Raw genomic sequence first — 13,177 nt, forward strand, 5'->3', positions numbered from 1 at the left:
CGATCTGCACGGCAGGGTTCGACGTGCTGATCGAGACCGTGAAGCTCAAGTCGGTGTTGTATTTACCGTCTCGAATGGTACTGACAGGGAATGAGCCCGAAGACTGGCCCGCCGGTAGCGTGTACGAACTCTGCGGCGGGGTGTAGTTGACGGAGGCGGTCGCCGATCCGTTTGCGGCGGCTACCGCCAATACGATCGCGGAAGCGGTGTAGCCGCTGCGTGAAATCTGCAGGGAGATGGCGTTGCCCTCGACACCACTGGCCGTCAGAGCGATGGATACCGTCGAGAGGCCGGTCGAGCCGGTGCTCAGGCGATTGCCGGCCGCATCGTAGGTATAGCTCTGCGCCGTGCTGTCTTCGTAGGAGACGCCTTTGAGCCGCCCCAGATTGTCGTAGGTGTATGTCGCCGTCCCGGACGCACCCGTGGCGCTGAGTGAGATCAGAACAAGCGCTGCGACAATCCCCGCCTTCTTCGCCCTCATGCTCATCAACCCCTCCTTCAATGAGGTAGCAAGTGCCATATGGACCCCGGCCTCAATCGATCCGGACATGCGGCCCGGCGACTATTCGAACACTAATGGACAAGCCGGCATCGGAATGCGAAACAGATCACATTTGCAGAACCTGCAGCCTCTTTACTGCTCGGTCTTCTGGACAATGGCTCCAAAGCGCTGGTCCCAGTCGTCCCGCTCGCGCACCAGCCGCAGGTCCTGCCACAGCACGTAGGGCTCGGTGTTCAGCGACTGGCCGACGCTGCTGGCCGCGAGTTCGACATTGGTCGCCAGGCGCTGACTGCCGACGGTGCGTTCGGCGCGGCCGTTGGCGTCGCGGCGCAGTTGCGGGTCGGCGCGCTTCAGCGCCGCGGCGCAGGCGGCGGCATCGTCGGGCTTGAAGCCGACTTCGAACAGCCGGTCGTTGAAGAACTGCAGGCTCAGCCGCCCCTGAGTACCGAGCATGGAGTAGTGCTCGAGGGTCAGCAGGTCGAGCGCGTGAACCGGATAACGCGGATCGGGCGGACGCGACATCGTGCGCCGCACCGGCACCAGTTTCCTGGCGGCGAAATCACGGGTGATCTGGTCGATGCTGGAATAGCTGCTGAGCCCGGCGAACAGCGGGCGGCCAGGCTGGCGACGCGTGTAGTCCTCGGAGCTGACCGCGACTGTCGGTGCGGGCGCTGTCATCCCTGCCGAGCGCAGGCTCGGCAACTTGGCATTGATGCCGTACCAGGTCGCCGCCCCCGACAAACAGACGACCGCCATCAATACGTATGGTGGTCCCGTGGAACTCATCGCCCAAAGATTCTCCCGCCCGCTGCAGCAGGCAGCCGATTCTGGCACCAAGCCGCCTTCTACAAATGCGAACGCGGGATATCCGGTGGCAAGCGACGGGCGACCGGTCGCAGAGAATCTGCGGGCCACGGAGCTGAACGACGCGTCGCCTCACTCCACCATCTTGTACGGCAAGGCACCGAAGCGGCGGTCCCATTCGTCGCGCTCGCGGGTCAGGCGCAGGTCCTGCCACAGCACGTAGGGCTCGGTGCCCAGATACTCGCCGACATGGCTGGACGCGAGTCCCACGTTCGTGGCCAGGCGCCGATCGCCGACGCTGTGTTCCGCGCGGCCGTTGCGGTCGCGCTGCAGCTGCGGATCGGCGCGCTTCAGCGCCGCGGCGCAGGCGGCCGCATCGTCCGGCTTGAAATCGATCTCGAACAGGCGGTCGTTGAAAAACTGCAGGCTCAGCCGGCCCTGCGTATCCAGCAGCGCCAGCTGCTCGACGGTCAGCGTATCCAGCGCATGCGGCGGATAACGCGGGTCCGGCGGCCGCGCCAGCGTGCGGCGCGACGCGCCCAGCCGGCGTGCCTGCAGCGCCTTGCCGACCTCCGCGACGCTGGAATAGCTGCGATAGCCATCCACCAGCTCCACGCCGGCACGGCGCTGCAGAAAATGCGCGGTATCCGGATGCTGCGCCGGCGCGCGCGTCATCAGCCAGACGCCCGCCGCGATCGCCAGCAGCAGGCCGCAGCAGCACCAGATCCGGCGTGACGAAAGCTTCATCGCCGAGCCTTGCACCGGATGCTCATGGAGGCGTGAACGTGAAGCCGCTGATCACGACTTCGAACGGCGTGCCATTCATCGGCGCCTGGCCTTGATTCAGCCAGAGATTCAGATGCACGACTTCCGCGCCCGGCGGCGGAATGCTGCCGGCGCGGGTGTCGCTCCACTGCGCCAGCGTGACGTCACCGGCGACGCTCTTGAACGACACTTTCTTCGCCGCCCATTTGAACGAGTGCGTGGTCTTGGCGTAGCCGGTCGTCAGCGGCCACGCATAGTACGTGCCGCTGCGCGGCGGCTGCACGGTGTACTGCACGTTGTCCGGATTGGCCGGATCGCTCCACTTCGCGAACTCGATGTCGATCTCGCGGTAGTGATACGCCGGGTTGTTGTCGTAGGTGAACAGGCCGAGCACGATGTTGGGATCGATATCGCCAAGATCGGTCGCCAGTTTGAACTGGTAGCTGCCGTAGCCCAGCGACGGGTTCAGATACACCTCGGCGCATTGCCAGTTGCCATCGCTGTCCTGGGTGATTTTCAGATGCAGCTTGCCTTTGGAATCGACCCAGACGTTGTCGCTGCTGTCGGAGAAGTGGTTCGGCCCCGGCCCTACAGTGCCGCTGCCGCTGCTTTTCACGGTCCACTGGTAGCCGGCAAAATCGATCAGCCGGGAATCGGCCCAGGCCGGTGTCAGCAGCAGGCTGGCGAGCATGGTGATCGCAGCGCGAAAATACGGCTTCGTCATTGAAAGTCCCGGAGCGTTTCGTCCGATTCTGCGCCATGGCGCAAGCGCCAGCCAGGCACCTCGGGGCGGCGGCTTCGCCCTTTACGAGCTCCCGTCACAGGCTCCCGTCACAGACTCTCGATCATCGGAATCAGTGCGCCGAATTCGCCCGCGAGCACCGCCTTGCTGTAGCGGAATCCCTGCGCCTGGTCGCAGCCGCGCTCCTGCAGATAACGCTGCTGCTGCTCGGTTTCAACACCCTCGGCGACAACGCTTATGTTGAGGCTGTGGGCCATCGCGAGGATCGCGCAGATGATCGCAGCGTCGGCGGTATCGGTAGTCAGATCGCGCACGAAGGAGCGGTCGATCTTGATCTTGTCGATCGGGAAGCGCGTCAGATACGACAGGCTGGAGAAGCCGGTGCCGAAATCGTCGACCACCACGCCGACGCCGAGCTTGCGCAACGCGCGCAGCATGTCGACGCCGTCTTCCGGATGCTGCATCAGCATGCCTTCGGTGATTTCCAGCTCCAGGCTGTCGGCTGGCAGGCCGCTGTCGTCGAGCGCGCGCCGCACGATCAGCGGCCACTCCTTCTGCTGGAACTGGCGCGGCGAGACATTGACCGCCAGTTTCAGCAGGCGCCCGGTCTGCTGCCGGATACCCACGCATTCCGCGCAGGCGCTGCGCAACACCCATTCACCGAGCTGCAGGATCAGCCCGCTTTCCTCGGCAACCGGGATGAAGCGCTCCGGCGAAACCATGCCCAGCGCGCCCCGATCCCAGCGCACCAACGCTTCCATGCCGACAACGCGACCGTTCTTGAGCGAAATCTCCGGCTGGTAGTGGATTGCGAGATCTTCGCCGTCGATCGCCCGCCGCAGCGCCGTACTCAGTGCCAGCTTTTCCTCGGTCTGCTCCAACATCGCCTGGCTGAACCACTGGAAGTTGCTGCGGCCCGCAGCCTTGGCGTGATACATCGCGGTGTCGGCGTGCTTGAGCAGGGTGACAGGATCGTCGCCATCGCCCGGAAACAGGCTGCCGCCGATGCTGGCCGCGATCAGCAGCTCGTGGCTGTCGATCTGTATCGGCATGACGATGGCCTTGCTGATCTTGTCGACGATCGCCACGACTTCGCCGCGGCTGCCGACATCGGTCAGCAGCAGCACGAACTCGTCGCCTCCGAGGCGGGCGACGGTATCGACCTGGCGCACGCTGTCCTGCAGACGCTTGGCAATGGACAGCAGCAGGCGGTCGCCGATCTGATGTCCCAGAGAATCGTTGACGCGCTTGAAGTGATCCAGATCCAGCATCAGCACCGCCAGCTGGCCGCCGCTGCGTTGTACCTGGTGGATCGCCATCTCCAGCCGGTCGAACAACAGCGTGCGATTGGGCAGCCCGGTCAGCGCATCATGATGCGCCATGTGGCGGATGAAGGCTTCGGCGCGCTTGCGCTGGGTGATGTCATAGGCAACCTTGAGGAAGCCGACCACCTTGCCCTGGTCGTCGCGCATCGCCGTGATGGCGATGTTGACCGGCAGGCGCGAGCCATCCTTGCGCAGGTAGGTCCACTCGCGCTCGTCGGCCGTGTCCTGGCTGCCGGAGGCGACGATCACCTGGAAGTTCGGCGGAATCACCGCGTGGGTCTGCAACGACAGCTCGCTGGCGCGGCGTTCCAACTCGACTGCCTCGTGCATCACCAGCGCGGATTGGCCGACGAGTTCATGGCGCCCAAATCCCAGCAGGCGCTCCGCCGCCGGATTCGCAGTGAGAATACGGCCGTCAACATCGGTGGCGATGATGCTGAACGGCAGGCTGTCGAGAATCGACTGGCGCAATAGGTCGGCCTGAGCCGCGCGCGACAGCTTTTCGGCACCGATGCGTTCGGTGATATCGATCACCGAGGCCAGCACGAAGGAACCTTCCTCGGTCTGCAGCGGATTGAGGCCGATCTCGATCGGCACTTCGCTGCCGTCCTTGCGCAGGCCGTAGAGATCGCGGCCGGCGCCCATGGCGCGCGCGTCAGGCTGCGCGAAGAAACCCTTGCGGTAGCCCTCGTGACGCCCGCGAAAGCGGCTCGGTATCAGCGCTTCGATCGACAGGGCCAGCAGTTCCTCGCGGGTATGGCCGAACAGCTGCTCGGTCTGCGAGTTGACCAGTACGATGCCGCCGCGGGCATTGACCATCAGCATGGCGTTGGGCGCGGCCTCGATCACCAGGCGCAGACGCTGTTCGGCACGCTTGCGCTCGGTGATGTCAATGATCGCCGCCAGCACGAAGTCGCCTTCGGGCATCTGCAGCGGATTGAGACCGATTTCGATCGGCACTTCGCTGCCATCCTTGCGCAGGCCATAGAGATCGCGACCAGCGCCCATGGCCCGCGTGTCGGGGTGAGCGAAGAAACCCCGGCGGTAGCCGTCATGGTGGTGGCGGAAACGTGCCGGCACCAGCATCTCCACACGTTGTCCGAGCAACTCGCTGCGGCCGTAGCCGAATAGCTTTTCGGTTTGCGAGTTGACCAGGACGATGGCGCCGCTTCCATCCACCATGATCATGGCATTGGGCGTCGCCTCTATCACCAAGCGCATGCGCTGCTCTTCGCTGATCGACGCACTGCGTCGTAGTGCCTCCACCTTCCCAGGCATGGCGATTTCGGGCTGAATTATTTCGGCCGAGGCTAGCATGCAGGCGACGGCGGTCCGAGTCCTGCCGCGACCGGCCGGCAAACGGCACTAAACCCGAGCATCAACGGTACCGCGGGCTGCCGCTCAATCCTCGGGTTCGTAACCCAGGTTCGGCGCCAGCCACTTCTCTGCCTCTTTCAGCGTCCAGTTCTTGCGCCGGGCATAGTCGGCGACCTGATCCTTGTTGATCCGGCCGACGACGAAGTACTGCGATTCCGGATGCGCGAAATACCAGCCGCTGACCGCCGCGCCGGGCCACATCGCGTAGCTTTCGGTCAGCGTGATGCCGGCGGTGTTGTCGACGTCGAGCAGCTGCCACAGCGTACCCTTCTCGGTATGCTCGGGGCAGGCGGGGTAGCCGGGCGCGGGGCGGATGCCCCCTCCCAGAGCGATGTACTTTTCGTCGATCAGCGCGGCATTGTCGAGCCGCTCGTCCGGCACGAAGCCCCACCATTCCTTGCGCACGCGCTGATGCAGGCGCTCGGCAAACGCTTCGGCGAGACGATCGGCGATCGATTCGATCAGGATCGCGTTGTAGTCGTCGTTGTTGCGCTTGAACTCTTCGACTTTCTCGGATGAGCCGATGCCCGCGGTCACCGCGAACGCGCCGAAGTAGTCGTGCAAGCCGGTGGATTTTGGCGCGACGTAGTCGGCCAGCGAGCGATGCGGCACGCCGGCGCGATGCTCGCTCTGCTGACGCAGATTGTGCAGCCGCGCGAGTTCGTGCTGGCGCGTCTCGTCGGTGTAGATCGCGATGTCGTCGCTGCCGTCGATCTGGTTCGCCGGGAACAGGCCGAACACCGCGTTCGCCTGCAGCCAGTGATGCTCGATGATGTCGTCGAGCATCTTGTTGGCGTCCGCGAACAGCTTGCGCGCGGTCTCGCCGCTGGCCGGGTTGTTCAGCAGATCGGGGAAGCGACCCTTCAGCTCCCAGGAAATGAAGAACGGCTGCCAGTCGATGTACTCGCGCAGCTCCGCGATCGGGTAGTCACGCAGCGTCTTGATGAACTGTGTGGCGTGCTCGTGGTGATGATCACACGCGGGGCCCTCGCAAACATCGAGTGCCTGTTGCAGCAGCATGCGCGGGCGGAACGGCTTGCAGGTCTTCCAGTCGATCGGCGTGCGGTTGGCGCGAGCGGCGTCGATCGTCAGGAATTTTTCCTGGCGATCCTTGTTGGCATGGCGTTCGCGGATCGCGGCGTAGTCCTTGTCGATCTCGGCCATCAGCTTCGGCCGCTGCTCGTCGGACAGCAGCGCGGACGCGACCGGCACGGAGCGCGACGCATCCTTCACCCAGACCACCGGGCCGTGATACTGCGGCGATACCTTTACCGCGGTGTGCGCGCGCGAGGTGGTCGCGCCGCCGATCAGCAGCGGAATGTCGAAGCCCTGGCGCTCCATCTCTTTCGCCAGCGTCACCATCTCGTCCAGCGATGGCGTGATCAGGCCGGAGAGGCCGATGATGTCGGCCTTCTCGGCTTTGGCCGCGTCGAGAATCTTCTGGTACGGCACCATCACGCCGAGATCGACGACGTCGTAGTTGTTGCACTGGAGCACGACGCCGACGATGTTCTTGCCGATGTCGTGGACGTCGCCCTTGACCGTCGCCATCAGGATCTTGCCCTTGGCCTTCTGCACGTCGCCGGGCTTCTTTTCCGCCTCGATGAACGGAATCAGATGCGCGACCGCCTTCTTCATCACGCGCGCGGATTTGACGACTTGCGGCAGGAACATCTTGCCGGCGCCGAACAGATCGCCGACCACGTTCATGCCGTCCATCAGCGGACCTTCGATCACTTCGATCGGGCGGCCGCCGCGCGCAAAGATCTCGACCCGCAGCAACTCGGTATCGGCTTCGACAAACGTGTCGATGCCTTTCACCAGCGCGTAAGTGATGCGCTCGCCCAGCGGCAGCGAACGCCAGGCTTCATCCGCGACTTCCTGCTTGGCACCGTCGCCCTTGAACTTGTGTGCGATCTCCAGCAGTCGCTCGGTACCATCGGGCCGGCGATTCAGAATCACGTCCTCAATGCGCTCACGGAGCTCAGGATCGAGCTGGTCGTAGATCACCAGCGCACCGGCGTTGACGATGCCCATGTCCATGCCGGCGCTGATCGCGTGATACAGGAATACGCTGTGAATCGCCTCGCGCACCGGGTTATTGCCGCGGAACGAGAAGCTGACGTTCGACACGCCGCCGCTGATGTGCGCGCCCGGCAGGTTCTGCTTGATCCAGCGCGCAGCCTCGATGAAATCGACGCCGTAGTTGTTGTGCGCCTCGATGCCGGTCGCGACTGCGAACACGTTCGGATCGAAGATGATGTCTTCCGGCGGAAAGCCGACCTGCTCGGTCAGGATCTTGTAGGCGCGCGAGCAGATGGTTTTGCGGCGTTCCAGATTGTCGGCCTGGCCTTCTTCGTCGAAAGCCATCACCACGACCGCGGCGCCATATTTGCGGCACAGGCGCGCTTCGCGGATGAACTTCTCTTCGCCCTCTTTCATCGAGATCGAGTTGACGATCGGCTTGCCCTGCACGCAGCGCAGGCCGGCTTCAATGACCTCCCACTTCGAGGAATCCACCATCACCGGCACACGCGAAATATCGGGCTCGGACGCGATCAGTTTCAGGAACCGATCCATCGCGGCAACACCGTCGAGCATGCCCTCGTCCATGTTGACGTCGATCACCTGCGCGCCGGCCTCGACCTGCTGGCGTGCCACCGTCAAAGCGGCCGAGTAGTCGCCGGCCTTGACCAGATCGCGGAACTTGGCCGAGCCGGTGACATTGGTGCGCTCGCCGACGTTGACGAAGCGGATCGCGCTGGTGAGGTTCAGCGGTTCCAGGCCGGCGAGCTTGGTGATGCCGTCGTGCGGTACCGGCACGCGCGGCGCGATACCGGCGACTTCGCGCGCCATCGCGCCGATATGGCCCGGCGAAGTGCCGCAGCAGCCGCCGACGATGTTGACTAGGCCGGCTTCGGCGAACTCGCGCACGATCGCGGCGGTCTCATCCGGCGTTTCGTCGTATTCGCCGAAGGCATTCGGCAGGCCGGCGTTCGGATAGCAGCTCACGTAGCAGTCGGCGAGTCGCGAGAGTTCGGCGATGTAGGGACGCATGTCCTTGCCGCCGAGCGCGCAGTTCAGGCCGATCGCGAGCGGCCGCGCGTGGCGCACCGAGGCCCAGAAGGCTTCGGTGACTTGTCCCGAAAGCGTGCGCCCCGACGCGTCGGTGATGGTGCCGGAGATCACCACCGGCCAGCGCCGGCCGCGCTCTTCGAACAAGGTTTCGCAGGCGAAGATCGCGGCCTTGGCATTGAGCGTGTCGAAGATCGTCTCGATCAGCAGCAGATCGACGCCGCCGTCGACCAGCGCATTGGCCTGCTCGAGATACGAACTCACCAGCTCCTGATAGCTGACATTGCGCTTGCCCGGATCGTTGACGTCCGGCGAAATCGACGCGGTGCGGTTGGTCGGGCCCAGCGCGCCGGCGACGAAACGCGGCTTGGCCGGATTCAATGCGGTGACTTCGTCGCAAGCCGAGCGCGCCAGCCGCGCGGCTGCGATGTTCATCTCATACGCCAGCGCCTCCATGCCGTAGTCGGCCATCGAGATCACCTGCGCGTTGAAGGTGTTGGTCTCGATGAAATCCGCGCCCGCGTCGAGGTACTTGCGGTGGATCTCGCGGATGATCTGCGGCTGGGTCAGCACCAGCAGATCGTTGTTGCCCTTGAGGTCGCGGTGCCAGTCGGCGAAGCGCGTGCCGCGGTAGTCGGCCTCCTCGAGCTTGTAGCCCTGGATCATCGTGCCCATGGCGCCATCCAGCACCAGCACGCGCTCGGCCAGCAGGCGCTTCAGGGCGCCGGAACAATCGGGGCGGGTGTCGGGACTGGTCGGGGGGCTGGCGTCGTACATGGCTGATTATATCTCGTCATCCGGATAGGCGGATGACTTCAATGAGGGTGTCCGGAGCCACCCGTCGGCAGGCGCTTGCCGGTTGATCGTGACTCTTTTGCCGCGGCGCTCCGGGTAAGCCAAAGTGCCACATGCATCCGCCATCCGACACCCGCCAGCCCGCCGGGCCGCAGGGGACCGACCCGCTGGTCGACGAGCTGTCGGCCGCCGCGGTGGACGCCCACCGGCAGCTGCTCGACGCGCTGCTGAGCGGCGTCGAGGGCTCCGCATCCGGCACCGGGCGCAGCGCCGACACGTCGGCGCTGCCCATCGAGCTGACCCGCCGCCTGCGCCTGGACCGCTCCAGGCTGCAGCGGCGTTATCTGCATGAAATTGGCCGGCGCTTCCATCCGCAGGCGCTGTCGCAGCCGGCCGGCGGCGGCAGCGAACGCGAGCTGCAGGGCTATACGCGCCCGCCGTCCGAGGCGCTGGAGGAGCAGCTGGCACTGGCCGCGCTGGCGCGCCGGCTGAGGGCGTCCCCGGCATCGCAGCTGCAGGAGCTGGAGCAAAAGCTGCGCGCGCTGGTGCGACGCGCCGCGCTGCCGATCGCGACGACGGTCTATTCGCCGTCCACCGCCTTGGAGTGTTTTCGCATCGCGCTGGAAGCGCTGGATATCGAACGGCCGCAGCGGCAGTTGCTGTTCGCACGCTACGAGCAGGCCGCTGCTGCGGCGCTCGGGCCGCTCTACGAACAGGCGCTGAGCATTCTGGATCGCCATGCCGTCGCAGCGGTGGCGGCACCGATCCGACACGCCAGGCTGACGATCGACGATGCCATGCTGGCTGAGCTGCACCAGGTGGCGGCCGGCGGATCGCAGCGCGCCGATGCGCGCCTCGCCGCAGCGCTGCTGGCGATCGTCGGCGGCATACCGCCCGACGAGGTCGAAACGCATCCGGTGCTGCAACGCATCGCGCTGCTCGGCCCGCTGTGCACCGCCTGGTTCGAGCCGCTGCCGCCGGCCGCGCGCCGCGATGTCGAACGTCTACGCTTCACACTGATCAAGATCGTGCTGGCCGATCCGGTCTTCCTGCTCAACGCCGGCCATCCGCAGCGTTCGCTGCTGCGCGATGCCTGCGAGCATCCGGACGAACAGCGCCGGCAGCGGGCCTGCTCCCGCATCGAGCAGGTCGCGATGAACGCCGACTTCGTGCACGACGGCCTGGCACAACTGGCGCCGCTGTCCGCGCAGCAGATCGACAGCTGCCTGGATCAGCGGCATCAGCAGGACGGCACTCGCGAAGAAACACGGCTCGGCGACGCACGCCGCCAGGTGGCGCTGGCGCTAGCGCGCGCAACGCTGGCGCACGCGCGGCCGCAGGGTCTGCGCTTGTTCCTGCGCGCTGGCTGGGGGCCGTTGCTGACCCAGCGCCTGCTGAAACACGGCCAGCCGTCCGTACCGTGGCAGGATGCGCTCGATCAACTGGAGCGGCTGTTGAATGCGCTGTCCAGCGAGGCGACGCGGGTGCGTGACTTCGAGCATCTGCTCAGCGCGGTGTCGGCCGATCTGTTCGAAGCCGGCATGCGCAGCGAACGCTGCGAGCGCCTGCAGCAGGCCTTGCGCGAGGCTTACTACGAGCTGCGGGTCGAAGCCGATGCTGCGGACTCCGCGGTGACGGTGGCCGTGGTGAACCGCACGCTGCCCGGCAACGGCGCGCTCGATCTGCCGGAGTTCATCGAAACCGATATTGCGCCACAGGCGGCGAAACATCCGCTGCCCGACGACGAACCCGATCTCGAGCTGCGACCGATCCGCGATGAAACCAAGGGGACGCGAGCCCCGTAGGTCGGCAATCCCGTTGCCGACGTGTACGGTCAATGCGCAACCGGAGCCTCGCGTCGGCAACGGGATTGCCGACCTACCGGGTTCACTGAAACGGCGCCTCGTGCACCTGCACGCCGCGCTGGTCGCTGAGCGCGCAGGCGATCATCGCCCGTGCGACTTCGGCCGCCGTGACCGGCCGATAGCGCGCCAGAAAGCCGCGGGTAATCAGGCCCAGCGCCGGCGCCAGTTTCTGTGCGACCGCCTCCATCGGCCGCGATTCGGTACGCTCGCCGAGCAGCAGCGAAGGCCGGATGATGTGCAGTGATTCGAAGCCGAGCGCGCGCAGATCTTCCTCGACGCGACCCTTGGTGCGGCTGTAGAACGACGGCGAATTCGCGCTGCTACCGACCGCCGACACCAGCAGGAACTGGCGGCTGCCGGCACGATACGCAGCGCCCGCCAGCGCCATCACCAGATCGTGATCGACATGGGCAAAGGCCTCGCGCGATCCGGCCCTGGCCAGGGTCGTGCCGAGCGCGCAGTAGACGTCGTCGGCAGCGAGCGACGCGGCATGCGCATCGAGATCGCCGAAGTCGGTCAACAGCACCTGCAGGCGCGGATCGCTGGCCATCAGAGGCCGCCGGCTCAGTGCGGTGATTTTCGTGTAGCGGGGCTCGGACAGCAGGCCGCTCAGAAGATGACAGCCGATCAGGCCGGTCGCGCCGGCCAGTACCGCGTGGCGAGACATGGCGGTCTGGCCTCCCTGACAAAGTCGGCTCAGTGTAGTCGCAGGACCCGGCAGCGGACGCCCGCGGTTTGCCGATTGTCACTGGCGCGGCATCCGCAGCTGTGATAATGGCATAGCCTTGCTCGCCAGGGGACGCTGGTTCCGTGGACTGAAGCTTGCATCCCGATGAGAAAACGGAGGAAACCAAACCGCCATGCGAGCCCCTTTCCGACAGCTGGCCGCGATTTGGGACACCTTGATCTACGGTGCTCCCTACGCCCTGATGCAGTACCTGGTTCGTAGTCCCAGGCTGCTCGACCCTGAAAAGGTCTGGAAGCTGTTGATGCGCCAGCCGCCCGCCGGGCCGGTCTTCAACTTCTTTCGATTCCATCACCCACCGGCTTTCGCGCGCCGCCTGCTGCTGGCCTCCAGGATGCGGCAGGATCATCGCCTGGGAATTGCCGAGCATTACGATGTCTCGAACGACTTCTACGAGCTGTTCCTCGACAAGAAATTCATGTTCTACAGCTGCGCGGATTTCCCCACCGGCAAAGAGACCATCGAAGAGGCGCAGACGATCAAGGCGAACTTCATCCTCGGCCTGATCGACCCCAAGCCCGGCGAGAAAATCCTGGAACTCGGCTGCGGCTGGGGCCCGATGATGCGGCACATCGCGGCCACCACCGGTGACCCGGGCAGCCTGACCGGTTACACGCTGTCGACCGAGCAGGCCAGTTACGTGCAAGCCAAGTTCGGATTCAATGTCGAGTTCAAGAACTTCATCACCGGCGACTACCAGCCTGAGGCTTTCGACAAGGTCTACGCGATCGGCGCCTGGGAGCACGTGCGCGCCGACGATCTGGATGGGGTGCTGAAAAAGATTTACCAGACGCTCAAGCCGGGCGGGCGCTTCGTGAATCATTTTTTCGCGCCGCTGACCGACACCATCACGCCCGGCATGTTCGCCGCACAGGTGTTTTTCCCCGGGTCGATGCCGCCCTCGCATCCGAGCCAGTTCAAAGCCTATGAAAAGGCAGGCTTTCGCGTCACCCACCGGTCGATCCACGACTATCGCCCGACGCTGCGCGCCTGGTTCGACAACCTGGTTGCGAACCGCGAACGCGCGATCAGCCTGGTCGGGATGAAGGTATTCAACAAGTATGTCGCGTTCTTTCCGGGCTCCTGGCGCTACTTTGACGATGCACAGGCGATTCTGGTGCGGTATGTGCTGGAGAAGCCTTTCTGATTAGTTCAGGATTAGCCCGGGATTAGTTCAGGATT

At 65.0% G+C, this 13,177-nt stretch carries 9 protein-coding genes; 2 read left to right on the forward strand and 7 right to left on the reverse strand.

Annotated features, from left to right (window positions below; all coding sequences use genetic code 11):
• The 6 genes from JWQ90_RS23370 to metH all read right to left on the reverse strand — a co-directional run.
• Positions 1-487 (reverse strand): hypothetical protein (locus tag JWQ90_RS23370; protein WP_299697410.1); only part of this gene is annotated, 487 nt, incomplete at its 3' end.
• A gap of 147 nt (positions 488-634) precedes the next feature.
• The gene (locus JWQ90_RS23375) at positions 635-1,258 is read right to left on the reverse strand and encodes a hypothetical protein (RefSeq protein ID WP_299697411.1); all 624 of its coding nucleotides are present in this window, start codon (positions 1,256-1,258) and stop codon (positions 635-637) included.
• Positions 1,259-1,438: 180 nt separating this feature from the next.
• The gene (locus JWQ90_RS23380) at positions 1,439-2,053 is read right to left on the reverse strand and encodes a hypothetical protein (RefSeq protein WP_299697412.1); all 615 of its coding nucleotides are present in this window, start codon (positions 2,051-2,053) and stop codon (positions 1,439-1,441) included.
• A gap of 22 nt (positions 2,054-2,075) precedes the next feature.
• Positions 2,076-2,795: a hypothetical protein gene (locus tag JWQ90_RS23385; protein ID WP_299697413.1), complete on the reverse strand. Its 720-nt coding sequence runs from the start codon at positions 2,793-2,795 to the stop codon at positions 2,076-2,078.
• A 107-nt stretch (positions 2,796-2,902) separates the two neighbouring features.
• On the reverse strand, positions 2,903-5,416 hold the full coding sequence (locus tag JWQ90_RS23390; RefSeq protein ID WP_299697414.1) for an EAL domain-containing protein: 2,514 nt from the start codon (positions 5,414-5,416) through the stop codon (positions 2,903-2,905).
• A gap of 123 nt (positions 5,417-5,539) precedes the next feature.
• A complete protein-coding gene (gene metH, locus JWQ90_RS23395) occupies positions 5,540-9,367 on the reverse strand; it encodes a methionine synthase (RefSeq protein WP_299697415.1) in 3,828 nt (1,275 codons plus the stop codon).
• A 131-nt stretch (positions 9,368-9,498) separates the two neighbouring features.
• Here metH and JWQ90_RS23400 point away from each other — a divergent pair, with 131 nt between their 5' ends.
• Entirely contained in the window at positions 9,499-11,190 is a 1,692-nt protein-coding gene (locus JWQ90_RS23400) for a DUF1631 family protein (RefSeq protein ID WP_299697416.1), read from the forward strand.
• Between the two features lie 82 nt (positions 11,191-11,272).
• On the opposite strand, the gene JWQ90_RS23405 is transcribed toward JWQ90_RS23400, so the two are convergent.
• On the reverse strand, positions 11,273-11,917 hold the full coding sequence (locus tag JWQ90_RS23405; protein ID WP_299697417.1) for an NAD(P)H-binding protein: 645 nt from the start codon (positions 11,915-11,917) through the stop codon (positions 11,273-11,275).
• A gap of 193 nt (positions 11,918-12,110) precedes the next feature.
• On the opposite strand from JWQ90_RS23405, the gene JWQ90_RS23410 reads away from it, so the two are divergent.
• Positions 12,111-13,142: a class I SAM-dependent methyltransferase gene (locus JWQ90_RS23410; RefSeq protein WP_299697418.1), complete on the forward strand. Its 1,032-nt coding sequence runs from the start codon at positions 12,111-12,113 to the stop codon at positions 13,140-13,142.
• Positions 13,143-13,177: the final 35 nt, after the last annotated feature.

The sequence above is a fragment of the Hydrocarboniphaga sp. genome (genome assembly GCF_028291725.1).
Lineage (GTDB): Bacteria > Pseudomonadota > Gammaproteobacteria > Nevskiales > Nevskiaceae > Hydrocarboniphaga.

Coding starts and splice junctions, on each gene's coding strand:
- JWQ90_RS23375 (WP_299697411.1), bottom strand. CDS start 1,258: ATGGCGGTCGTCTGTTTGTCGGGGGCGGCGACCTGGTACGGCATCAAT.
- JWQ90_RS23380 (WP_299697412.1), bottom strand. CDS start 2,053: ATGAAGCTTTCGTCACGCCGGATCTGGTGCTGCTGCGGCCTGCTGCTG.
- JWQ90_RS23385 (WP_299697413.1), bottom strand. CDS start 2,795: ATGACGAAGCCGTATTTTCGCGCTGCGATCACCATGCTCGCCAGCCTG.
- JWQ90_RS23390 (WP_299697414.1), bottom strand. CDS start 5,416: ATGCCTGGGAAGGTGGAGGCACTACGACGCAGTGCGTCGATCAGCGAA.
- metH (WP_299697415.1), bottom strand. CDS start 9,367: ATGTACGACGCCAGCCCCCCGACCAGTCCCGACACCCGCCCCGATTGT.
- JWQ90_RS23400 (WP_299697416.1), top strand. CDS start 9,499: ATGCATCCGCCATCCGACACCCGCCAGCCCGCCGGGCCGCAGGGGACC.
- JWQ90_RS23405 (WP_299697417.1), bottom strand. CDS start 11,917: ATGTCTCGCCACGCGGTACTGGCCGGCGCGACCGGCCTGATCGGCTGT.
- JWQ90_RS23410 (WP_299697418.1), top strand. CDS start 12,111: ATGCGAGCCCCTTTCCGACAGCTGGCCGCGATTTGGGACACCTTGATC.